The sequence below is a fragment of the Micromonospora reichwaldensis genome (assembly GCF_031845925.1).
Lineage (GTDB): Bacteria > Actinomycetota > Actinomycetes > Mycobacteriales > Micromonosporaceae > Micromonospora > Micromonospora reichwaldensis.
Genome location: NZ_JAVRFL010000026.1, coordinates 46,933 through 69,207 on the forward strand (window position 1 = coordinate 46,933; position 22,275 = coordinate 69,207).

Sequence of the window (22,275 nt, forward strand, 5' to 3'; positions counted from 1 at the left end):
CGCCCCGACCCGGCCCCCGCCCCGTCCGGACTGCGCCCCGCGCGGGCCGCCCGCCCGCGCGGACCACGCCGCCGGGACGCGCCGCGCCGCGGGGCACCGGGCCCGCCCGCTCGTGGGCCCGGCCCCACCGTTCGCCGCGGCCCGGCCGCGGTGTCCGCCGCCCGGGACGGTCCGCCGTGTCCGCCGCGCGGAGCGGCCAGCGCCGCCCGCGTGGAACGTGGCGCGGAAATTGCACGCCCGCCGCCGTTCGCAATTTCCGCGCCAATCGTCCCGGCCGTCGGGACATCGGCCTCAGCAAAACAGAAGATGCGTCCCACCTGCGCCGGTAGCCACGATGATGCAGAACTTCGCGCACCGTCCACGCCGCACGGAAAGCATTCCGCGCGACCACCATTTCATCCCTTGCATCCGTCGCCCTAGCGGGCGGTGGTCAAGGCTGCCCGAAAAACGTCCCGGCGGGACCGGTAACCGACGCGCCCGCCCCAGAAGGAGGTAGCCGCCGTGCAACCGGAAACACCCGAGGAGCAGCAGGCACGCGTGCTGACGCTGGAAGCGTTCGCCGACACCATCATCCCCGGGGCGAAGCGGTCCGCCGACGACCGGGCGATCGCCGGCGTCTCGACCGACGGCGGCGCCGTCGAGTGCGGGGCACTGGCCCTGATGGAGGACCCGGCCGGCGGGTTGTCGCTGATGCTGGGGACGCTCAGTGAGGCCCTCAACGCGCACGCGACCGGGTACGCCGAGGCGAACGGCCTGACCCTCGACTCGGCGGTGCCGCCCTTCGTCGCGCTCGCGTTCGACCACCGCACCGCGCTGCTGAGCCACCTGCTCGCCCCGGACAACCCGGAGAAGGAGATGTGGGTGGGGCTGGCCCTGTTCAGCAACATGGCCTACGACAGCGCCGCACACATGAACACGCTCGACGCGCTCGCCGCCGGGCACCCGGGGCTGCTGGCGATCGGCATCACCAAGCCCGACGACGACGGGCTGTGGCGGTTCCCCGAGTACTCGTACGGACGCCCGCTGTCGCGACTGCACCCACACACCACCCCCACAGGGAGCCCGGCATGACCAGTAGCGCAAGCACCGACGTCGTGGTGATCGGCAGCGGCTTCGGCGGCGCGATCCCGGCGTACCACCTGGCCGCGGGCGGGGCGCGGGTGGTGGTCCTGGAGCGCGGACCGTGGCTGTCCAGCGAGGAGTTCGACCACGACTTCAAGCTCGGCTCGTCGTACACCCGGATCTTCGACTTCACCGTCGGCGACGGGATGAGCGTGCTCGGCGGCAACTGCGTCGGCGGCGGCAGCGTCGTCTACTTCGCCACCATGCCGCGCGCGCCGCAGTTCGTCTTCGAGCGGCAGGGCAGCATCGGCCGCCGGATGTGGCCGGCGGCCATCACCCGCGCCACGCTCGACCCGTGGTACGACCGGGTCTGCGAGTCGCTGCCGGTGACGATGCAGAGCTGGGATAAGGTGCCGTACGCTGGCGGCCTCTTCGCAGCGGCCTGCGCGCACGCGGGGCGCACGGCCAATCCGGTGCCGTCGGCCGTGGACGTCGACAAGTGCACCAACTGCAACTGGATGATGGCCGGATGCCGCTTCGACGCGAAGCGCTCCCTGCTGCTCAACTACCTGCCGGCGGCCCTGGCGCACGGCGCCGAGATCCGGCCGTTGCACGAGGTGCAGCACCTCTCCCGCACCGACGACGGCGGCTACCGGGTGCACTACCGCATCGTCGACGCGGAGGACTACCGGATCCTGCACGACAGCGGGACGATCGACGCCAAGATCGTGATCGTCGCGGCCGGGGCCGGCGCGACCCCGGTGATCCTGCAACGCTCGGAGCCCACCCTCGGCACGATGCCCACCGCCGTCGGCCGGTACTTCTCCGGCAACGGCGAGCGGCTCAACACGGCCGTCTTCGACGACGACCGGGTCCGCGAGGTGCTCGGCCTCAGCCGGCCCAACGGAAAGGGCTACGACGCCAACCAGATCGGCCGGGGACCGACGGTGGCGACCTGGGACCGGCTCGACCCCGACCTGCCCGAGTACGAGCGGTACTCGCTGGAGCAGCTCTTCTTCCCGCTGGGGCTGGGCACGATCCTCGCCCAGGTGCCCGACGCGCAGGGCCCGAGCTGGTTCGGACTGGAGAAGAAGGAGATGCTGCGCCGCTGGCAGTCGTGGCTGACGCTCTTCACGATGTCCGAGGACGACAACGAGGGCGTCTTCGGGCCGCCGCCGGCGACCGGCAACGCCGACCGCATCTCCCAGCAGATGCTCGGCCGGGGCCCGTTGCGCTACCGGCCCACCGCCAACACGCTGCGGGGCTGGGCCGCCGCCGACGCGGACGCCCGGGACATCCTGGAGCGCGACGGGCTGGCCCGGGTGATGCCGTGGACCAACGACGTGGTCGGCGCGTACACGGTGCACCCGCTGTCGTCCTGCCGGATCGGCGACGACCCGGCGACGTCGGCCCTCGACGACCGGCACGAGCTGCGGCAGCACCCCGGCATCTTCGTCACCGACGGCTCGGCGGTGCCGGGCGCGCTCACCGTCAACCCGGCCCTCACCATCGCCGCGCTGGCCGAACGCGCCGTGCCCGGCATCGTCCGCGCGGCGCAGCAGCGGGGCATCGACGTCACCTACCACGGCTCGCTGCCCGACGGCACGGTCACCGCGGTGCCCCAGGTCGTGCCCAGCTAGGACGTGTGTCGAAGTCCTCGGTCGAGCCGAGGCGGAGTCCAGGCGGCGTCCGGCAAGGCGGAGATCGGTCCGGATACCGGTGGCGTATCCGGACCGATCTCCAACGCCGCCGGGCGCTGCCTGGGCCCGCCGCAGGCCGGCCAGGGACTTCGACACACGCCCTATGACCACGACGGGCCGGGGGCGCGCCCCGCCCCCGGCCCCGGCCCGCCCGACCAGGAAGGAAACCGATGGGCAGGCGACTGGCTCGGGTGACGAGCCGCACCATGCTGACCCACGTCCGGCACGTGACGCCGGTCGCCCCGGAGGCCGCCGACGGGCCCGTCGCGCGGGTCTACCGGCAGATGGCCGACGACTTCGGCGTCCTCGCGCCCCCGGTGCTGCTGCACTCCCCCGCCCCCGACGTGCTGCGGGCCTGCTGGCTGATGCTGCGCGAGACGCTGCTCGCCGAAGGGCTGGTGGGCCGCGAGGCGAAGGAGGTGGTCGCCGCCGCCGTCTCCGAGAGCAACCGGTGCCCGTACTGCGTGGAAGTGCACGGCGCCACGGCCGCCGGGCTGCTGGGCGACCCGGGCGGGTGGCCGGGCGCCGGGGTCGGCGGGATCGGCGACCCCCGGCTGCGGGCCCTGGCCGAGTGGGCCCGGCACAGCGGGGACGCCAGCGCGGCGCGCCGCCGTCCCCCGCCGTTCCCCGCCGCGCACGGGCCGGAACTGATCGGCGTGGCGGTGGCCTTCCACTACCTGAACCGGATGGTGAGCGTCTTCCTCCAGGACTCCCCGTTGCCGCCGGCGCCGGCCGGGATCCGCGCCGGGGTCCGGCGGACCGCCGCCCGCATCATGGGGGCGCTGGCGCGCGCCGGACGGCCACCCGGCCGCTCCCTGGAGCTGCTGCCGCCCGCGCCGCCGGAGGCCGACCTGACCTGGGCCGTCGGCCAGCCGCACGTGGCCGCCGCCTTCGCCCGGGCCGGCCAGGCGGTCCAGCACGCCGGGCAGGCCGCCCTGCCGGAGCACGTCCGGCAGCGGATCCTGACCTACCTGGCCGGCCCGCCGCCCCCGGAGCCGGGCGGCGGCCGGTGGTTCGACGCCGCCGTCGCCGAACTGGCGCCGGCCGAGCGACCCGTCGCCCGGCTGGCGCTGCTGACCGCGCTCGCGCCGTACCGGGTGACCGACGCCGACGTTGCCGCCTGCCGCGCCGGCGGCGCCGACGACGCCGCGCTGGTCACGGTCACGGCCTGGGCGAGCCTCACCACGGCCCGCCGGATCGGCGCGACCCTGTACGGGGACGGCCTGCGGCCCGCCCCGCTCGGCGTGACCGACGCCGACGCCGAGCAGGAGGCGTCGCGTGCGGAGCAACCGTGACCCGCAGCGGGGCGCCGAGACGGTGACGACGCCGCGACCGGTCAACCCGTGGGCGGCCCTGCTGGTGCTGTGCCTCGGCAACTTCCTCATCCTGCTCGACACGAGCATCGTCAACACCGCCGTGCCGGACATGATGCGGTCCCTGGACACCGGGATCGACAGCATGCTCTGGGTGCTGAACGGTTACCTGCTGGCGCTGGCGTCGCTGCTGATCGTCGCCGGGCGCCTCGGCGACCTGTTCGGCCCGCGTACCGTCTTCATGGCCGGCATGGCGGTGTTCGCGGTGGCCTCGGTGCTCTGCGGGGCGGCCCAGTCCCCGGGGCAGCTCATCGCCGCGCGGGTGGTGCAGGGCGTGGGCGCCGCGGCGCTGCTGCCGCAGGCGCTGGTCCTCATCTCCGGCATCTTCCCGGCGGCGCGGCGGGGCGCCGCCTTCGGGATCTTCACCGCCGTCGCGGGCGTGGCCGCCGTCAGCGGCCCCACCCTCGGCGGTCTCGTGATCACCCGGCTCGGCTGGGAGTGGATCTTCTACCTGAACGTGCCGCTCAGCGTGGCGGGCGTCGCCCTCGCCTGGTGGCTCGTCCCCGACCTGCGCACCCGCCGGCCGCGCCACCTCGACGTGGTCGGCGTGCTTTTGGCCACCGCCGCGCTGGTGGGCCTCATGTACGCCCTCATCGAGGGCGAACGGCACGACTGGGGCACGGTACGCGGGCCCGTCAGCATCCCGGCGATCCTGGCCGTCGCGGCGCTGTGCGCAGTGGTCTTCGCGCTGCGCCAGCGCCGGCAGCGGGAGCCACTCGTCCCGCCCGGGCTGTTCCGCCTCGGCAACTTCGGCCCGGCGACCCTGATCACGCTCGTCAGCTCCTTCGGGCTGTACGGCTTCCTGCTGGTCTTCGTGATCGAGACGCAGGCGCTGCTCGGCATGAGCCCGCTGGAGTCGGGCCTCGCCGCGCTGCCCTGGACGGTGGTGCTCAGCGCCGTCGCGCCGGTCGCCGGGCGGCTCACCGACCGGCTCGGCGGCCGGCGCCTGCTCGCGGGCGGGCTCACCGTGTACGCGCTCGGCGTGCTGGGCATGGCGCTGCTGGTCACGCCGCACTCCACGGCCGGCACCTTCGTCCTGCCGCTGGTCGCCGTCGGCATCGGCATGGGGGCGTCCATCGCGCCGACCACCACCGAGGCGATGCGCCACGTCCCCGCTCAACTCGCCGGCGCCGCCGCGGGCGTGCTCAACACCGCACGGCAGGTCGGCGGCGCGCTCGGCGCGGCCGTCGTCGGCGCCGTCCTGCAACACCGGCTCGCCGACACCCTGCCCGAGGCCGCCCGCGCGGGGGCGGCGCAGCTGCCTCCCGAGGCCCGGGCGGACTTCCTGCACGGCTTCGGCGCGGCCGCCGGGGAGGGCGTCAAGCTGGGTGCCGGCCAGGCCGGCGGGTTCGTCGTGCCGCCCGGGACCCCGCCGGAGCTCGCCGACCGGTACCGCGACGTGGCCGCCGGCGCGTTCGCCGACGCGTTCCTGCCCGCCGTCCGGCCGGCCCTGGGGGTGGTGGTGGGCGTCCTGCTGCTCGGCGGGCTGTTCGCGCTGCGGCTGCGCGGGCGCCCGCCGGTCGCGCTCCGCACAGTGGGAGAAGACACCCGCCACGCCACCCGCCCATGATTGATGCGCCGGCACCGACCCGATCGGCCGGCTCCCCCGTCAACCGCCGGCCGTACGGCGCCGGCGACGTGCGCCACCGCACCGGTCGAGGTCACCCCCCGCGACGAAGCCCGGGGCCCGCATCGTCCGTCCGGGTGGGGCGGCACCGCATCGAGAGGATGAGCGCGTGGCAGAACAGGACGTGTTCGCCGCCCTGGAGGCCGAGGGCGACGACGTCGACCGCATGGTCGCCGAGCTGGACGACGCCGGGTGGCGGACCCCCACCCCCGCCGAGGGCTGGACGGTCGCGCACCAGATCGCCCACCTGACCGCCACCTTCCGGATGGCCGGCCTGGCCGCCGCCGACCCGGACGGTTTCCAGGCCCTCATGTCGCGCATGAGCGGCGACTTCGACGCGAACGTGCACGCGGCGATGGCTCCGTACCTGGCCGAGGCGCCGGCGGCGCTGCTGGCCCGGTGGCGCGAGGAGCGGACCCTCGCCGAGAAGGCCCTCGCCGCCGTCCCGGCGGGACAGCCGGTGCCCTGGCTCGTCCGGCCGCTGCCGGCGCCGGTGCTCGCCGCGGCGGGGATGATGGAGCTGTTCGGGCACGGCCAGGACATCGCCGACGCCCTCGGCGTACACCGCCGCCGCACCGACCGGCTCCGGCCGCTCGTCGAGTTCGCGGTCCGCACCTGGGACTTCGGCTACCTGGCACGAGGGCTGGAAGTGCCGACCAGCACGTTCCGCTTCGTCATCACCGCACCGTCGGGCGCGGTCTGGCAGTTCGGGCCGCCGGACGCCGAGCAGATCGTCAGCGGCACCGCCGAGGACTTCTGCCTGCTGGTGACCCGGCGTCGGCACCGCGACGACCTGTCGCTGAAGGCCATCGGGGCCGAGGCCCACCACTGGCTGGACATCGCCCAGGCGTACCGGGGCCCGGCCGGCCCGGGGCGGCGGCCGGGACAGTTCGCCACCTCCTGACGTCCCGTGCGCCCCGGCCGGGCCGCCGGGGCGCACGGGACACCCCGCGACCACGGCCGAGCGCCGTGGTCGCTTCCGTGTGCCCGGCCCCACCATCGCGTACCGCCTGCGGCCGACCGGGTCGGCACCAGGGCACGGCGCGGCGCGGCGGCGGACCAAGGCCAGGGCCGGGACCGGGGCCGCGGCCAGGGCCAAGGCCGGGGCGCCGCGAGCACGCCAACCACCGGGCCCGGCGGGCCTCGTCCGGGGAGGCGACGGAGGGCGGCCGGGCCGCGGGACGTACGACGAACCGCCGCCGGCAGGCCGGCGGCGGACGCGGGGGTACGACGCGACCCGGGCCCGGTAGCGGGACGCGGCCGGCCGGAGCCGGTCGTCGCCTCCCGCGCCCGGGCCCGGGTCGACGGGGTGGGCCGGGTCAGCCCTTGACCGGGCTCGACTGGTAGGACAGGACCCGCCAGTCGTCGTCGACGCGGACGGTGACGAAGACGATGCGGCTGCTCCGCTCGGGAGCGACCTCGGTCTCGCCGGCCAGCAGGATGCCGCCCTCGGCGACGATCAGGGCGGAGTCCCGGTGCAGCATGCTGATCTCGACGGGCTCGAAGGTCATCCGGGCCCCCTTGTACGGGCCAGCGAAGGCGTCGGTCAGCCAGGCGCGGATCTCGTCCCGGCTCTGCAGCTGGTCGTCGCCCATCAGCATGCTGCCGTTGTCGGTGAACATCTCGGCGATGGCGTCGGCGTCGTTGGCGTCCCAGTTGGCCCGCACCCGCAGCGGCGCGGTGAAGGCGTGGCCCTCCTCGCCGTTGCTGTACGCCCCGTAGTGCTTCGCCCACTGCTTGGACTGCTCGACCAGCGACGCTGCCTTGTTGGTCATGGTGTGCTCCTCTGCCGGGTGTCGGATGTGAGTGGTCGCCGGCGCTCCGGTCGCGTCGGCGCGGGTACCGCTGGTGGTCGCCGCCTCGGGCCACGGCCGGTCGCGTCGCCGGCCGCGGCTCCGCCCGACGCGCTACCGCGCCGGGCCGGCCGCACCGGCGGCCAGCGCGGGCTCGGTGGCCGCGGCCACCCCCTTGATCAGGTCCGCGGCCTTCTCGCCGATGGCGATGGTCGCGGCGTTCGGGTTGCCGCTGACCAGGCGGGGCATCACGGACGCGTCCGCGACCCGCAGCCCGTCGACGCCGACGACGCGCAGCTCCGCGTCGACCACGGCGCCCATCGCGCACGTGCCGGCCGGGTGGTAGATGGAGTGCGCGTACTGGCGGACGTAGTCGCGCAGGTCGGCGTCGGACTCCGACGCCGGCGGCCGGTACGGCCGCTCCACGTACGGCGTCAGGGCCGGCTGCCGGGCGATGTCCAGCCCGATCCGCAGGGCCGCCACCGCGTCGTCCAGGTCGGACTCCTCGGCGAGGTAGTTGTGCACGATCTTCGGCTTGGCGGTGGGGTCGGCCAGGGCGAGCTGCACCGAACCCCGGCTGCGGGGCGCCAACATGGACGGGCCGTAGGACAGCGCGTGGTCGGTGGGCGTCCCGAGGCCGTTGTCGGCGAACATCACCGGCGCGGCCAGGAACTCCACGTCGGGCGCGGCCAGTGCGTCACTGGTCCGGACGAACCCGCCGGCCTCCGGGCCGTTCGCGGTCATCGGTCCGCGCCCCTCGGACATGAACAGTTCCAGGTTCTCCGGCGTGCCGGCGGCGAGCAGGCTGATCGGGTGCGAGTGGGCATAGATCAGCGGCACCAGGAGGTGGTCCTGGAGGTTCTGCCCGACCTGCGGCTGGTCCAGCACGACCGGCACCCCGAGCGCGCCGAGCAGGGGCGCCGGCCCGATGCCGGAGAGCATGAGCAGCTGCGGGCTGTTGTACGCCCCGCCGGAGAGCACCACCTCCCGCTCGGCGCGGATCTCGATGTCCTCGCCGAGCCGCTGGCCCACCACGCCCACCGCCCGGCCGTTCTCGATGAGCACCCGGTGCACCTGGAGGTTCACCTCGACGGTCAGGTTGGGCCGGTCGGCCACGGGGTGCAGGAAGGCGGTGGCGGTGCTGGCCCGCCGGCCGTCGCGCTGGGTCAGCTGGAACAGCCCGAAGCCGTCCTGCTCGGCGCCGTTGAAGTCGTCGTTGGCGCCGTAACCGGCCTGTCGTCCGGCCTCGACGAACGCGGCGGCCATCGGGTTGCGGGCCCGCCCGTCGGAGACCCGCAGCGGGCCGCCGACGCCGTGGTAGGTCGACTCGCCCCGCTCGTTGTCCTCCGAGCGCCGGAAGTACGGCAGCAGCTCGTCGAAGCTCCAGCCGGGCTGGTTCCACCCGTCGAAGTCCGACCGGTGGCCACGGACGTAGATCATCGTGTTGATCGAGCTGGTGCCGCCCAGCACCCGGCCGCGGGGCAGGTAGATCCGGCGGCGGTCCAGGTGCGGCTCGTCGTGCGTGTCGTAGTCCCAGTCGAGCTGGGTGCGGAACAGCTGGCCGAACGCCACCGGTACGTGCACGTTCTGCGCCGTGTCCGCCGGGCCGGCCTCGACGAGGCAGACCCGGACGTCGGGATCCTCGCTCAGTCGCGCGGCCAGCACGCAGCCCGCCGATCCCGCCCCGACGATTACATAGTCGTACATCCACCCCTCCTCGTCGCGTGCCCGCCCGCAGGCGTGACATCAGCGCAGCTGGTACGGATCCGGGGCGGCACCCGGCGTCGCCGGGTGCCGCCGCCCGGGCCCGGTGTCAGATGTAGAAGCTGTTCGGCTCCAGGCCGCAGAGCACCCGGCCGTAGAGCTCGAAGTTGGTCTGCGGGGTCATCAGGGCGTGCAGGTTGACCGTGTGCACGTCCCGGGCGATCCGCTGGATCGGCACCGAGCTGTAGACCGAGGAACCGCCGCTGGCCAGGGCCAGCACCTCCACCGCCTCGCGGCCCAGCTGGCAGACCGCGCCCACGTCGGCGCGGGAGCGGACCCGCTCCTCGAGCGTCCACGGCTCGCCCGAGCGGCCCTTGCTGTCGGTCAGGTCCGCGACCCGGTAGCCGTGGAACTCGGCCTGGTCGGCCTTCAGCGTCGCCTCGGCCACCTGGAGGTGGGTCACCGGCGCCTCGGCCTGGCTGCCGTAGTCGGTGTAGGTGATCTTCCGGCCGGGCAGCCGCTCGAAGAACACCTCCCGGGCGGCCCGGGCCAGCCCGATCACGGTGCCGACCGAGGACGCGGCGGCGACGCCGAGCAGGGGCGCCCGGTACATCGGCGACTCGGCGTTGAGCTTCGAGGCGTACTGGCCCTGGAGCACGGCCGGCAGCGGCAGCACCCGCTCCTGCGGCACGAAGACGTCCCGGGCGACGGTGGTGACGCTGCCCGAGCCCCGCATCCCCGCGGTGTGCCAGTCGTCGACGACCTCCAGGTCCGACATGGGCACCAGCATCATGAGGGGCATCGGGGTGCCGTCCGGCGCCGCCCCCATCGCGATGATCTCCTGCCACTGGCTGTGCAGGGCACCGCTGATGAAGCCCCACTGGCCGTTGAGCAGCACACCCCCCGGCCGGGGCTGCGCGTTGCCGGTCGGGCTCAGCGTGCCGCAGACCCGCACGTCGGGCGTGCCGAAGACCTCGTCCTGCACCTCGTCGGGGAACATCCCGACCATCCAGCCCGGGATGCACCACACCGAGGCGGTCCAGGCGACGGAGCCGTCACCCCGGGCCAGCTGGGCCGTCACGTCGGTCAGCGTCCGGGTGTCCGACTCGTACCCCCCGTACCGCTTCGGGATCCGCATCCGGAACAGGCCGGCGTCGGCCATCGCCTCGACCACCTCGTCGTGCATGCGGCGGTTCTCCTCGGACCAGCTCGCGTGCTTCTGCAACAGGGGCACCAGCTCCGTCGCGCGACGCACCAGTTCCGTGCCGGGCACCGTCTGGGTGACGTCCACCCTGACCTCCTCGAAAATCGTCGGTTCGGCGGTTACACCACCGCCGCGTGACCGCCGGACGCACGGCACGGGACCGGGCCAGCGGGGGCATCCGCCCCGGTCGCGTCCGGTCCGGCCAGCCGTCACCGGCGGCGGGCGGCGCGGTCGCTCGGGGCGCGCCCCGCCTGGGGTGGCCCTGGCATCGTCTGCTCCCGCCGGAGGTCGACGCATCTCCGCAAGTGCGGTGTCGCGGGATCAGCCGCCGCCCACCCCCCGCTCCCGCCCCGACCGCTCGGCTCAACGGCGTGCCTTGGCCGGCGCGACGGCCCGTCCCGGCCTGCCCGGCAGCGCAATCAGAGAGATGCAGTCGGTGACGGGCCCCGGCAACGATTCGGGGTAGCGATCACGACCGGTACCCGGCGTCGGCGCATCCCGCCGCCCGAACCGACGAAGGAGCACCCCCATGACCACGACCACCCAGGCCAACCGACCCGACCTCGACGCCTACTACGGCCCCTTCACCAGTGAGAAGGAGAAGGAGGCCCTCGGCGTTCCGCTGCGGCTGGTCGCCGCCTGGAGCCGCAACGACGCCGCCGGCGTCGCCGACAGCTTCACCGAGGACGGCATCCTCATCCTCCCCGGCGACGTCTACAAGAAGGGCCGCGACGAGATCTACTCGTTCATGGCCGCCGCGTACGCCGGCCCGTTCAAGGGCACCGGCGTCACCGGCAACCCCGTCGACGTGCGGTTCGTCAACGACGAGGTCGCCCTGCTGCGCACCCACGGCGGCATCCTCGCCCCGGGCGAGACCGAGATCGCCCCGGAGCTCGCCGTCCGCTCCACGTGGGTCGTCGTCAAGCGCGACGGCGAGTGGAAGCTCGCCGGCTACCAGAACAGCCCGCGCGGCGCCGGCGCGACGCTGCGCTGGTGACCGTCCATCCCCCCGTGACGATCGGCAAGGAGCACCCATGACCACCAAGGCAGCGTCGCGGTGGGGCGACGCGACGGAGATCCTCGAGGCCGCCCGCGTCGCGGAGGACCACTCCTACTACCGGGAATTCGTCAGCGACGACGAGAAGGCCGTCCTGGCCGTACCGCAGCTGATCCAGGCCGCGTGGAAGGCCAACGACCCGGACTTCTTCGCCGACCTCTTCGCGGAGAACGGCAGCCTGCTCATGGGCGACGAGCAGCTGACCAGCCGCGACGAGATCCGCGCCTTCATGACCAAGGGGTTCGCGGGCCCGTACCGGGGCGCCTACGTCAAGGGCTACCCGGTGTCGGTGAACTTCCTGCACCCGGACGTCGCCATGGTGGTCACCGGCGGCGGCATCATCCTCGCCGGCGAGAGCGAGGTCGCCCCCGAGCGGCACATCCGGGCCACCTGGATCATCGTCCGCCAGGACGACGGCCGCCCGCTGCTGTTCTCGCACCAGAGCAGCCCCGTCACCGGCTGACCCCGGGGGCCGGCCCCGACGGGGCCGGCCCCCACCCGCACTCCCCACCAGCGACGTACGAGGAGAGACCGATGTCGACAGAACCTGCCCAGTCCGTGGAGCGGCCGTCGCCGGCGCGGATGTACGACTACTTCCTCCACGGCACGAACAACTACCCGGTGGACCGGGCCGCGGCGGAGGCCGTGATCGGGCGAGTCGGACAGACGCTCACCCGCGACGTGGTGTGGGAGAACCGCCGGTTCCTGGGCCGCGCCGTCCGGCACCTCGCCGAGGAGTGCGGGATCCGGCAGTTCATCGACGTCGGGGCGGGCCTGCCGAGCCAGGAGAACACCCACCACGTGGCGCGGCGGGCCGTCTCCCAGCCCCGGGTGATCTACGTGGACAACGACCCGGCGGTCGCCGAGCACGGCAAGCGCCTGCTCACCGAGGACGAGCGGGCCAACACCGGGATCTTCACCGCCGACCTGCGCGACCCCGGCTCGATCCTCGACCACCCGGACACCAAGTCCCTGATCGACTTCTCCCAGCCCGTCGGGGTGCTGTTCATCGCGGTCTTCCACTTCATCCGGGACAGCGAGGACCCGAAGGGCATCATCCGGGCCTTCCGCGACCGGATGGCGCCCGGCTCGTACCTGGCCCTGTCCCACCTCTGCGTGGAGGGCGGGCCGGACGACGAGCGCCGGATGATGGAGGACAGCTACCGCAACGCCACCGCGCCGATGGTCTACCGGACCGCCGCGCAGATCGCCGACCTCTTCGAGGGCTTCGAGCTCGTCGCGCCCGGGCTCGTGCCGACCGGCCGCTGGCGGCAGGACGACCCCGACGCCACCTCCACCGACCGGATGTACGCCGGGGTGGCCCGCAAGCTCTGACCCGTTCCGCCGACCGCCGCACCGCACCCACCAGGACCGCACAACCGAGGAGAGACATGCGCGTCGTGTTCGCCCTGTGGCCCAACCCGGCCCACCTGTACCCGCTGGTTCCGCTCGCGTGGGCGTTGCAGAGCGCCGGCCACGAGGTCCGCGTCGCGTCCCACCCCGTCCTGGCGGAGAGCACGCTGGCGGTCGGGCTGACGCCGGTCGCGGTCGGCGACCCGGAGATCATGCCGATGGGCCCCGGTCGGCCGCAGCCGCGCAGCGTCAAGCAGCGGCTCGACCGGATCACCGAGGCGCTGGAGCTGACCCCGGCGGACAAGGAGGTCTGGGACGTCTTCTACCAGTTCATGCTGCCGTCCATGTGGGACTTCCACCCGGTCGGGTCCACCGCCCGCGACCCGCACCCGGTCCTCGACGACCTGGTCGCCTTCGCCCGCGACTGGCAGCCCGACCTGGTGCTCTGGGACCCGTGCTTCCCGGCCGGCGCGGTGGCGGCGCGCGTCGCCGGCGCGGCGCAGGCGCGGCTGCTCTGGGGGCTGGACTACTTCGCCTCGACCATGGACCGCTTCGCCGAGGCCGCCGCCCGACCGGGTCCGGGCCCGGAGGAGAACCCGCTGGTCGAGACCATGCGGCCGGCCGCCGAGCGGTACGGGCTGGAGATCGACGACGAGCTGCTGCTGGGCCAGTGGACCATCGACCCCACTCCCCCGGGCGTTCGCCTGCCCACCAGCGTCCGGACCGTGCCGACGCGCTGGGTGCCCTACTCGGGGCAGACGGTGCTTCCCCGGTGGCTGCACCACCGGCCTGAGCGGCCCCGCGTCGCGCTATCCCTCGGGCTGTCCCAGCGGATGTACTTCAAGGGCGGCTGGGACCACGTGCCCGGCCTGCTGGAGATGGTCTCCGACCTGGACGTCGAGGTGGTCGCGACGCTCAACGCCGACCAGCTGGCCGGCATGCCCACCCTGCCGAAGAACGTCCGCGCGGTGGACTACCTGCCCCTGACCCAGCTGCTGCCGTCCTGTTCGGCGATGGTGCACCACGGCGGCATGGGCACCTTCGCCAGCGCGGTGGCGCTGCGGGTGCCGCAGCTGATCACCGACTCCGACGACGACAACGGCATGATCACCATCGAGGCCGACGGCCTGGAGTGGTCGATGGCCACGAAGCACATCGAGTCGTCGGTGACCGCCCGCTGCGTCGCCGGACGCGGCGCGGGACTGGTCCTCGACATCAAGAACCTCTCCGTGGACGCGATGCGCAAGCAGCTCGTCCGCGTGCTGGACGAGCCGGCGTTCCGGCAGGGGGCCGACTCCCTCTACGACGACCTGCTCGCCACGCCCAGCCCGACCGAGACCGTCCCGGTGCTGGAGAAGCTCACCCGGCGGTACCGGGCCTGACCCGGCACCGCCGTCGCCGCCGGCGGGCGGGCCCCCGCGCGCGCCCGCCGGCACCGTCCGCTCCCGCACCGCCCGCCCGCGGCCCACCGGGTGGCGCCCCGCGCCGCCCCGCTGCCGGCTGCCCGCCACCGCCCCCGCGTCGCCGCCGGTGCACGGGCGTCCTCGACCACAGGAGAAGCGATGATCAACGTCTTCCAGCCGACCCTCGGCGCCGAGGAGCTCGACGCCGTGCGCGCCGTCTTCGACAGCAGCTGGCTGGGGCACGGGCCGCGTACCAGGGAGTTCGAGCAGGAGTTCGCCGCGCACGCCGGGCTGGTGCCCGAGCGGACCATCTTCATCAACTCGGCCACGGCCGGGCTCTTCCTCGCCGTGGAGCTGCTGGCGCTCGGGCCCGGTGACGAGGTGGTGCTGCCCTCGATCAGCTTCGTCGGCGCCGCCAACGCCATCGCCTCGGCCGGCGCCCGGCCGGTCTTCTGCGACGTCGACCCGCGCACGCTCAACCCCTCCGTCGCCGACGTGGAACGGGCCCTGACCCCCACCACGAAGGCGGTCATCCTGCTGCACTACGGCGGCGTTCCCGGCGAGGTGGCCGAGATCGCCGAGCTGTGCCGCCGGCGCGGGGTCGCCCTGGTGGAGGACGCGGCGTGCGCCGTCGCGTCGACCGTCGACGGGCGTCCCTGCGGCAGCTTCGGCGACATCGCCATGTGGAGCTTCGACGCGATGAAGATCCTGGTCACCGGCGACGGCGGGATGCTGCACGTACGCGACGCGGAACTGGCCCGGCGGGCCCACCGCCTGGCGTACCACGGCCTGGAGCACGCCAGCGGCTTCTCGGCCGCCGGCAAGGGGGTGCCGCACCGCTGGTGGGAGCTGGACGTGCGCGAGTTCGGCCGCCGGGTGGTCGGCAACGACCTCACCGCGGCGATCGGCCTGGTCCAGCTCCGCCGCCTGCCCGGGTTCGTCGCGCGCCGGCGGGAGATCGCCGCGGAGTACGACCGCCTGCTCGCCGATGTCGAGGGCGTCCGGCTCCCCCCGCCGTTGCCCGCCGGGCAGCGCAGCTCGCACTACTTCTACTGGGTGCAGCTCGACCCGGAGATCCGCGACCAGGTGGCCGCCGACCTGCTCGACATCGGCATCTACACCACGTTCCGCTACGCGCCGCTGCACAAGGTGCCCGCGTACGGCGCCGGTTGGCACCTGCCCGGCGCCGACGAGGCGGCACGGACCACCCTCCTCCTACCGCTCCACCAGGGACTGGACGATGCAGACGTACGAACGGTCGTCGACGGCCTGCGCAAGTCCGTCGAGCAGCGGCAGGGCGGCACCCGTGACTGACCGGACGGCGCGGCCGGTGGCCGGCCGACCCGGGCGGCGCGACGCCGGGGGTACGCGATGAAGGCCCTGGTGCTCTCCGGCGGCGCCGGCACCCGGCTGCGCCCGCTGAGCCACTCGATGCCCAAGCAGCTCGTCCCGGTGGCGAACAAGCCGGTCCTGGAGCACGTGCTGGAGAACGTCCGCGACGCCGGCGTGACCGAGATCGGCGTGATCGTGGGCGCCTGGGCCGACCAGATCCGCGAGGTCCTCTCCGACGGCTCCCGCCTCGGGGTGCGGCTGACCTACCTGCGTCAGGACCGGCCCCGCGGGCTGGCCGACTGCGTCCGGCTGGCCCGGCCGTTCCTCGGCGACGACGACTTCGTCATGTACCTCGGCGACGTCATGCTGCCCGACGGCGTGGCCCGGTACGCCGACCAGTTCCGCCGCCACCGACCGGCGGCCCAGGTGCTCGTGCACAAGGTGGACGATCCGCGCGCCTTCGGCATCGTCGAGCTCGACCCCGACGGCACGGTACGTCGCCTGGTGGAGAAGCCCCGGCAGCCGCGCGGGGACCTCGCCCTCGTCGGCGTCTACTTCTTCACCCCGGCCATCCACGCCGGCGTCGACGCCATCACGCCCAGCGCGCGCGGCGAGCTGGAGATCACCGACGCGGTGCAGTGGCTGGTCACCAGCGGCGCCGAGGTGCGCGCCAGCGAGTACGACGGGTACTGGCGCGACACCGGCCAGGTGGCGGACCTGCTGGCCTGCAACCGGCACCTGCTCGACGGCCAGCCGCGCGCGGTCGCCGGCAGCGTCGACGGAGCCAGCGAGCTGACCGGCGCCGTGGTCGTGGAGCCGGGCGCCCGCATCGTCGCCAGTCGCGTCGAGGGGCCGGTGGTCATCGGCGCGGGCGCCGTGGTCGAGGGCTGCCGGATCGGCCCGCACACCGCGATCGGGCCCGGCTGCCGGCTCGTCGACGCCGAGGTGGCCGACTCGATCGTGCTGGCGGATGCCTCGATCACCGCCGTCCGTGGGCTGCGCGGCTGCCTGATCGGCCGCTCCGCCACGGTCAGCCTCAGCCCGGCGGCCGGGAGCCGGCTGGTGGTCGGCGACCACAGCCGGATCGAGTTCGCCGCATGACGCCCGTACGGCCGCCGACCGACGCCCGCTGCCGGGCACGATCCGAGAGGAAGATGGGATGAGCGACCCCAAGGCACTGCTGCTGGACAGCGTCCGCAAGTACCACCAGGAGGTCCAGGAGGAGCGGCCGTTCGTCCCGGGCGAGACCGAGATCTGGCCCTCGGGCGCGGTGCTGGGCGCCGAGGAGCGGGTGGCGCTGGTCGAGGCCGCGCTGGACCTGCGCATCGCGTCCGGGCAGAACGCCCGCCGGTTCGAGTCGGCCTTCGCCCGCAAGCTGCGGGTCCGCAAGGCGCACCTGTGCAACTCCGGCTCCTCGGCCAACCTGCTGGCGGTCTCGGCGCTCACCTCGGCCCAGCTCGGCGACCGGCGGCTGCGCCGCGGCGACGAGGTGATCACGGTGGCGGCCGGGTTCCCCACCACGGTCAACCCGATCCTGCAGAACGGGCTGGTGCCGGTCTTCGTCGACATCGAGCTGGGCACCTACAACGCCTCCGTCGAGCGGGTGGCCGCCGCGATCGGCCCGAAGACCAGGGCCATCATCCTGGCCCACGCGGTGGGCAACCCGTTCGCGGTGGCCGAGATGGCGCAGCTCGCCAAGGAGCACGACCTGTTCCTCATCGAGGACAACTGCGACGCGGTCGGTTCCTTCTACGACGGCCGGCCCACCGGCAGCTTCGGCGACCTGGCCTCGGCGAGCTTCTACCCGGCCCACCACATGACGATGGGCGAGGGCGGCTGCGTGGTCACCAACAACCTGGCCCTGGCCCGGATCGTGGAGTCGCTGCGCGACTGGGGCCGGGACTGCTGGTGCGACCCGGGCAAGAGCAACACCTGCATGAAGCGGTTCGAGCACCAGCTGGGCACCCTGCCGGAGGGCTACGACCACAAGTACATCTACTCGCACGTCGGGTACAACCTGAAGACCACCGACCTGCAGGCCGCCCTGGGGTTGGCCCAGCTGGCCCGGGTCGACGAGTTCTGCGCCGCCCGGCGGCACAACTGGCGGCGCCTGCGCGAGGGCCTGGACGGGGTGCCGCACCTGCTGCTGCCCCACGCCACGCCGCGCAGCGACCCGAGCTGGTACGGCTTCGTGATCACCGTGGAGCCGGGGGCGCCGTTCGACGTGCCCGAGCTGGTGGGCTTCCTGGAGGATCGCAAGATCGGCACGCGGCGGCTGTTCGCGGGCAACCTGACCCGCCACCCCGCGTACGCCGACCAGCAGTACCGGGTGGTCGGCGAGCTGACCAACAGCGACATCGTGACCAGCCAGACCTTCCACGTCGGGGTCTTCCCCGGGCTCACCGACGAGATGATCGACTACGTCGTCTCGTCCATCCGGGAGTTCGTCAAGACCTACGGCTGACCGGCGGGATCCCGGCCTGGGACCCGGCAGCTTCCCTGATTGGAGCACAGATGGGCGTTCTGTCCGACCGACGAGATCCTCGGGTGGCGGTCGTCGGGCTCGGCTACGTCGGGTCCTGCATCGCCGCGGTCCTGGCCGAACGGGGCCTGGACGTGGTGGGCGTCGACGTCGACCCGCACCTGGTCGACGAGCTGCGCGCCGGGCACTGCCGGTTCGAGGAGCCCGGCCTGCCGGAGCTGGTCCGCGCCGGCATCGAGGGCGGCCGGCTGCGGGTGACCACCGACTACGCGGCACTGGCGGAGACCGACGTCGTCCTCGTCACCGTCGGCACGCCGGTGCGCCGCGACGGCTCGCTCGCCGACGAGCAGCTCCGCGGCGCCTGCGTCGAGCTGGCCCGCCACCTGCGACCCGGCCAACTGGTCGTGATCAAGAGCACGGTCCCGCCGGGCACCACCCGGGACTTCGTCCTGCCGCTGCTGGAACGCGGCGGGCTGAGCGGCGGGAAGGACTTCGGGATCGCTTTTACCCCGGAGCGGCTCGCCGAGGGCACCGCGCTGCGGGAGCTGCGGACCTTCCCCATCGTCGCCGGCGGCCTGGACGCCGACAGCACCCGGGCGGCCGGCGGGTTCTGGCAGCGGGCGCTGGGCGTGGACGTGATCCCGGTGGACTCGCTGGAGGCGGCGGAGATCGTCAAGCTCGCCGACAACTGGTGGATCGACCTCAACATCGCGCTCGCCAACGAGCTGGCCAAGTTCAGCGCGCTGTTCGACGTCGACGTGCTGGACGTGATCGCCGCCGCCAACAGCATCCCGAAGGGCAAGAGCAACATCAACATCCTGCTGCCCAGCGTCGGGGTGGGCGGCTCCTGCCTGACCAAGGACCCCTGGATGGTCTGGCACTCGGCGCGGGAGCGGGGACTGGAGATCCTCACCGCGCCGGCCGGCCGGCAGGTGAACGCGGGCATGCCGGGCTACACGGCGCGCCTGGTCATGGACGAGCTGGCCGCGCTCGGCAGGCCGGCGGAGACGGCGACGGTGACCGTGCTGGGGCTGGCGTTCAAGAACGACACCGGCGACCTGCGGGCCACCCCGACGCTGCCGGCCGTCGCCGCCCTGCGCGAGGCCGGCTGCGAGGTCCGCCTGCACGATCCCCTGGTCGACCCGGACGAGGCGGAGAAGCTCTTCGGGATGCGGCCGGTCGCCGACCTCGACGAGGCGGTGCGGGGCGCGGACTGCCTGGCCGTCCTGGCCCACCACCGGCGGTTCACCGAGATCGACTACGCCGCGCTGCCGGTGGCCCGGCCCTGCCTGGTGCTCGACGGGCGCGCGTACTTCCCGAAGGACAGGATCGCCGGGCTGCGGGCCGCCGGGTACCACTACCGGGGGATCGGCCGGTGAGCGCGCGGGTGGTGGTGACCGGCGGGCACGGCTTCATCGGCGGTCACCTGGTGGACCGGCTGCTGGAGCGCGGCGACGACGTCACCGTCTTCGACGGCCCGGCGCCGCCGGTGGGACGCTCGCCGGCCGCGGCGCACGCCCGGCTGGTGGAGGGCGACGTGCGCGACCCGGGCCGGTTGGCCGAGGCCATCACCTCCGGCGTCGACGTCGTCTACCACCTGGCCGCCGTGGTGGGCGTCGACCAGTACCTGTCCCGCCCGCTGGACGTCGTCGACATCAACTTCACCGGTACCCGCAACGTGCTGGACCTGGCCTGCCGGGCCGGCGCCCGCGTCGTGCTGGCCAGCACCAGCGAGGTCTTCGGCAAGAACCCGGCGGTGCCGTGGGCGGAGGAGGACGACCGGGTGCTCGGCGCGACCTCCGCCGACCGCTGGACGTACTCGTCGAGCAAGGCACTCACCGAGCACCTGACGTACGCCTTCGCCCGGCAGCACGGGCTGGCGGCCACCATCGTCCGCTACTTCAACGTCTACGGTCCCCGGCAGCGCCCGGCGTACCTGGTCAGCCGCTCCGTGCACCGGGCGTTGAACGGGCGCCCGGTGGTGGTCTACGACCAGGGGCGGCAGACCCGCTGCTTCACCTTCGTCGACGACGCCGTCGCCGGTACGCTCGCCGCCGCCACCAGCCCGACGGCGCTCGGCGAGTCGTTCAACATCGGCAGCATGGTGGAGAACACCATCGGCGAGGTGGCGGAGATGATCGGCACGCTCACCGGCACCGCCGCGGTGACCGACGTGGACACCAGCCGGGCGCTGGGCAGCGCCTACGAGGACCTGGCCCGGCGGATCCCGGACACCACGAAGGCGCGCACCGTGCTGGGCTGGAAGTGCGAGGTGCCGTTGCGTACCGGCCTGGAGCGGACGGTGCACTGGGCCCGGGAGAACCCGTGGTGGCTGGCCCTGCCCGACACCGGCGCGAACTGACGTTCCGACACGGAGGCGCCGCCCGACCCCACCGGGGTCGGGCGGCGCCGTCGTACGCGCACCGGTACGCCGGCGCCGCCGACGGGGGACGCGGGGCCCGCCGGGCGACCCGCGGAGCTCCTGGTGCCGCTCGGACGTACACGAACGGCGTGCGGCCGGGGTGGAGCGCTCCACCCCGGCCGCACGGTCGCGCCGCGACCGACCCGTCAGCGCCGGGCCGACGCGGGCGTCTCGTCGGTGCCACCGGCCGGGACCGCCGGGGCATCGACGACCGGTTCCTCGGCCGCCGGGCGTACTCGGCGCAGCAGCAGCGCCGAGGCCACGGCCAGGATCACCGCGATCACCGCGCTGACCAACCCGGCCATGTTGAACCCGCTGGTGAACGCCGCCCTGGCGGCCTCCAGCAGGGCGCTGCCGGTCTGCTCCGAGAGCTGCCCGGTCACCGCGCTCGCGCCGGCCAGCGAATCGCCGGCCGCCTCCCTGACCTGCGCGGGCAGGTCGGCGGGGAGGGCCGGGGCGATCTCGCTGCGGTAGACGGCGGTGCCGACGCTGCCCAGCACCGCGACGCCGAGCGCCACCCCCAGCTCGGTGCTCGTCTCCGACATCGACGACGCCGAGCCGGCCCGTTCGGGCGGCGCCGCCCCGATGATCAGGTCCGTGCCCAGCACGGCACCGGGGCCGAAGCCGAGATAGACGATCACCAAGCCGGTCACCGCGAGGCCGAGCCCACCGGCGGTGCCCACCTGGCTCAGCAGCGCGAAGCCGACCGCGGCGATCGCCATGCCGCCGGCGACCACGTAGCCCGGGGCGAACTTCTGCGCGACCACCGGCGCAAGCATCGAACCGACCAGCATGGACACCGCGTACGGCAGCATCCAGAGCCCGGCCCGCAGCGGGGAGAGGCCCTCGACCAGCTGGGCGTACTGGGCGAAGAGCAGCGCGATGCCACCGATGGTCGACCCACCGAGCAGCATGATGCCCAGGGCCGCGCTGAAGGTCCGGTTGGCGAACAGGCGCACCTCGAGCAGCGGGCTGGTGAGGCGGCGCTGCCGCGCCACGAAGATCACGCCGATCACCACACCGGCGACCATCGCCAGGATTGGCCGGACGCCGAAGCCGTCCTTCGCCAGCTCCTTGAGGCCGTAGACGAAGGGCAGGATGGTGGCCAGCGAGAGCACCACGCTGAACAGGTCGAGCCGCCCGGCCTCCGGGTTGCGGTACTCGGGCAGCAGCAGCGGCGCGGCCACCAGCAGCACGACCATCACCGGTACGCCCAGCAGGAAGACCCCGCCCCACCAGAACGACTCGAGCAGCACGCCGCCGACCAGCGGTCCGATGATCGCGCCGATCATGAAGCAGCTCATCCAGAGGCCGATGGCCATGGTGCGCTGCTGCGGGTTGCGGAACATGTTGCTGATCAGCGACAGCGTGGAGGGCATCAGGGTCGCCCCGGCCACGCCCAGCAGCGCCCGGGTGGCGATCAACATCTCGGCGCTGCTCGAGTAGGCGGCGATCACCGACGCCACGCCGAAGGCCGCCGCGCCGATCATGAGCAGCCGGCGGCGGCCGATCCGGTCACCGAGGGTCCCCATGGTGACCAGGAATCCGGCGATCATGAAGCCGTAGATGTCCATGATCCAGAGCAGCTGGGCGGCGTCCGGCGCCAGGTCGGCGCTCAGCTGCGGTAGCGCCAGGTAGAGCACGTTGAGATCCAGCGACAGCAGCAGCGTGGGCAGCGTGAGCACGGCCAGGCCGATCCACTCGCGCCGGCTCGCTCTCGGTTCCGCCTCGCTCGCGTTCACATCCATCGTGGTCCTTCCTCC

Annotated in this window: 18 protein-coding genes; 14 read left to right on the plus strand and 4 right to left on the minus strand. The window is 73.8% G+C overall.

Features of this window, described 5'->3' with window-relative positions; all coding sequences use genetic code 11:
- Positions 1-501: 501 nt before the first annotated feature.
- From RM555_RS21165 to RM555_RS21185, 5 genes are all read left to right on the plus strand, one after another.
- On the plus strand, positions 502-1,071 hold the full coding sequence (locus RM555_RS21165) for a DUF5987 family protein (protein ID WP_311413370.1): 570 nt from the start codon (positions 502-504) through the stop codon (positions 1,069-1,071).
- Positions 1,068-2,702 (plus strand): GMC family oxidoreductase, encoded by a 1,635-nt coding sequence (locus tag RM555_RS21170; protein ID WP_311413371.1) that lies wholly within the window; start codon positions 1,068-1,070, stop codon positions 2,700-2,702. The genes RM555_RS21165 and RM555_RS21170 overlap by 4 nt, the downstream gene beginning before the upstream one ends.
- A gap of 266 nt (positions 2,703-2,968) precedes the next feature.
- Positions 2,969-4,057: a carboxymuconolactone decarboxylase family protein gene (locus tag RM555_RS21175; protein ID WP_311413407.1), complete on the plus strand. Its 1,089-nt coding sequence runs from the start codon at positions 2,969-2,971 to the stop codon at positions 4,055-4,057.
- Positions 4,041-5,705, plus strand: coding sequence for a DHA2 family efflux MFS transporter permease subunit (locus RM555_RS21180; protein ID WP_311413372.1), 1,665 nt, complete (start codon positions 4,041-4,043; stop codon positions 5,703-5,705). Before RM555_RS21175 ends, RM555_RS21180 begins: the two co-directional genes overlap by 17 nt.
- Positions 5,706-5,871: 166 nt before the next feature.
- Complete coding sequence (locus RM555_RS21185; protein WP_311413373.1) at positions 5,872-6,666, plus strand: TIGR03084 family metal-binding protein; 795 nt, start codon at positions 5,872-5,874, stop codon at positions 6,664-6,666.
- A 415-nt stretch (positions 6,667-7,081) separates the two neighbouring features.
- Here the strand turns inward: RM555_RS21185 and RM555_RS21190 are convergent, their stop codons facing one another.
- The 3 genes from RM555_RS21190 to RM555_RS21200 all read right to left on the minus strand — a co-directional run bounded on the left by RM555_RS21190 (position 7,082) and on the right by RM555_RS21200 (position 10,550).
- The gene (locus RM555_RS21190) at positions 7,082-7,537 is read right to left on the minus strand and encodes an SgcJ/EcaC family oxidoreductase (RefSeq protein WP_311413374.1); all 456 of its coding nucleotides are present in this window, start codon (positions 7,535-7,537) and stop codon (positions 7,082-7,084) included.
- A gap of 132 nt (positions 7,538-7,669) precedes the next feature.
- Entirely contained in the window at positions 7,670-9,262 is a 1,593-nt protein-coding gene (locus RM555_RS21195; RefSeq protein ID WP_311413375.1) for a GMC family oxidoreductase, read from the minus strand.
- Between the two features lie 106 nt (positions 9,263-9,368).
- Entirely contained in the window at positions 9,369-10,550 is a 1,182-nt protein-coding gene (locus RM555_RS21200; RefSeq protein WP_132238214.1) for an acyl-CoA dehydrogenase family protein, read from the minus strand.
- A 442-nt stretch (positions 10,551-10,992) separates the two neighbouring features.
- Here RM555_RS21200 and RM555_RS21205 point away from each other — a divergent pair, with 442 nt between their 5' ends.
- The 9 genes from RM555_RS21205 to RM555_RS21245 all read left to right on the plus strand — a co-directional run bounded on the left by RM555_RS21205 (position 10,993) and on the right by RM555_RS21245 (position 20,452).
- Positions 10,993-11,460: an SgcJ/EcaC family oxidoreductase gene (locus RM555_RS21205; RefSeq protein ID WP_311413376.1), complete on the plus strand. Its 468-nt coding sequence runs from the start codon at positions 10,993-10,995 to the stop codon at positions 11,458-11,460.
- A gap of 37 nt (positions 11,461-11,497) precedes the next feature.
- Positions 11,498-11,983, plus strand: a complete 486-nt coding sequence (locus tag RM555_RS21210; RefSeq protein ID WP_311413377.1) for an SgcJ/EcaC family oxidoreductase — start codon at positions 11,498-11,500, stop codon at positions 11,981-11,983.
- 71 nt (positions 11,984-12,054) lie between these two features.
- A complete protein-coding gene (locus RM555_RS21215) occupies positions 12,055-12,855 on the plus strand; it encodes an SAM-dependent methyltransferase (RefSeq protein WP_311413378.1) in 801 nt (266 codons plus the stop codon).
- Between the two features lie 56 nt (positions 12,856-12,911).
- Positions 12,912-14,255 (plus strand): nucleotide disphospho-sugar-binding domain-containing protein, encoded by a 1,344-nt coding sequence (locus tag RM555_RS21220; RefSeq protein ID WP_311413379.1) that lies wholly within the window; start codon positions 12,912-12,914, stop codon positions 14,253-14,255.
- A gap of 180 nt (positions 14,256-14,435) precedes the next feature.
- Positions 14,436-15,590 carry a DegT/DnrJ/EryC1/StrS family aminotransferase gene (locus RM555_RS21225; protein WP_151454574.1) on the plus strand — a complete coding sequence of 385 codons (1,155 nt, stop codon included), beginning with the start codon at positions 14,436-14,438 and terminating at the stop codon, positions 15,588-15,590.
- Between the two features lie 57 nt (positions 15,591-15,647).
- Complete coding sequence (locus RM555_RS21230) at positions 15,648-16,709, plus strand: glucose-1-phosphate thymidylyltransferase (RefSeq protein ID WP_311413380.1); 1,062 nt, start codon at positions 15,648-15,650, stop codon at positions 16,707-16,709.
- A gap of 58 nt (positions 16,710-16,767) precedes the next feature.
- On the plus strand, positions 16,768-18,072 hold the full coding sequence (gene rfbH, locus RM555_RS21235) for a lipopolysaccharide biosynthesis protein RfbH (RefSeq protein WP_311413381.1): 1,305 nt from the start codon (positions 16,768-16,770) through the stop codon (positions 18,070-18,072).
- 50 nt (positions 18,073-18,122) lie between these two features.
- Entirely contained in the window at positions 18,123-19,469 is a 1,347-nt protein-coding gene (locus RM555_RS21240) for a nucleotide sugar dehydrogenase (protein ID WP_311413382.1), read from the plus strand.
- Complete coding sequence (locus RM555_RS21245) at positions 19,466-20,452, plus strand: NAD-dependent epimerase/dehydratase family protein (RefSeq protein WP_311413383.1); 987 nt, start codon at positions 19,466-19,468, stop codon at positions 20,450-20,452. Before RM555_RS21240 ends, RM555_RS21245 begins: the two co-directional genes overlap by 4 nt.
- Positions 20,453-20,658: 206 nt before the next feature.
- On the opposite strand, the gene RM555_RS21250 is transcribed toward RM555_RS21245, so the two are convergent.
- Positions 20,659-22,260, minus strand: a complete 1,602-nt coding sequence (locus tag RM555_RS21250; protein WP_311413384.1) for an MFS transporter — start codon at positions 22,258-22,260, stop codon at positions 20,659-20,661.
- Positions 22,261-22,275 lie beyond the last annotated feature (15 nt).

Coding starts and splice junctions, on each gene's coding strand:
- RM555_RS21170 (WP_311413371.1), top strand. CDS start 1,068: ATGACCAGTAGCGCAAGCACCGACGTCGTGGTGATCGGCAGCGGCTTC.
- RM555_RS21175 (WP_311413407.1), top strand. CDS start 2,969: ATGCTGACCCACGTCCGGCACGTGACGCCGGTCGCCCCGGAGGCCGCC.
- RM555_RS21190 (WP_311413374.1), bottom strand. CDS start 7,537: ATGACCAACAAGGCAGCGTCGCTGGTCGAGCAGTCCAAGCAGTGGGCG.
- RM555_RS21195 (WP_311413375.1), bottom strand. CDS start 9,262: ATGTACGACTATGTAATCGTCGGGGCGGGATCGGCGGGCTGCGTGCTG.
- RM555_RS21205 (WP_311413376.1), top strand. CDS start 10,993: ATGACCACGACCACCCAGGCCAACCGACCCGACCTCGACGCCTACTAC.
- RM555_RS21210 (WP_311413377.1), top strand. CDS start 11,498: ATGACCACCAAGGCAGCGTCGCGGTGGGGCGACGCGACGGAGATCCTC.
- RM555_RS21215 (WP_311413378.1), top strand. CDS start 12,055: ATGTCGACAGAACCTGCCCAGTCCGTGGAGCGGCCGTCGCCGGCGCGG.
- RM555_RS21220 (WP_311413379.1), top strand. CDS start 12,912: ATGCGCGTCGTGTTCGCCCTGTGGCCCAACCCGGCCCACCTGTACCCG.
- RM555_RS21225 (WP_151454574.1), top strand. CDS start 14,436: ATGATCAACGTCTTCCAGCCGACCCTCGGCGCCGAGGAGCTCGACGCC.
- RM555_RS21230 (WP_311413380.1), top strand. CDS start 15,648: ATGAAGGCCCTGGTGCTCTCCGGCGGCGCCGGCACCCGGCTGCGCCCG.
- rfbH (WP_311413381.1), top strand. CDS start 16,768: ATGAGCGACCCCAAGGCACTGCTGCTGGACAGCGTCCGCAAGTACCAC.
- RM555_RS21240 (WP_311413382.1), top strand. CDS start 18,123: ATGGGCGTTCTGTCCGACCGACGAGATCCTCGGGTGGCGGTCGTCGGG.
- RM555_RS21250 (WP_311413384.1), bottom strand. CDS start 22,260: ATGGATGTGAACGCGAGCGAGGCGGAACCGAGAGCGAGCCGGCGCGAG.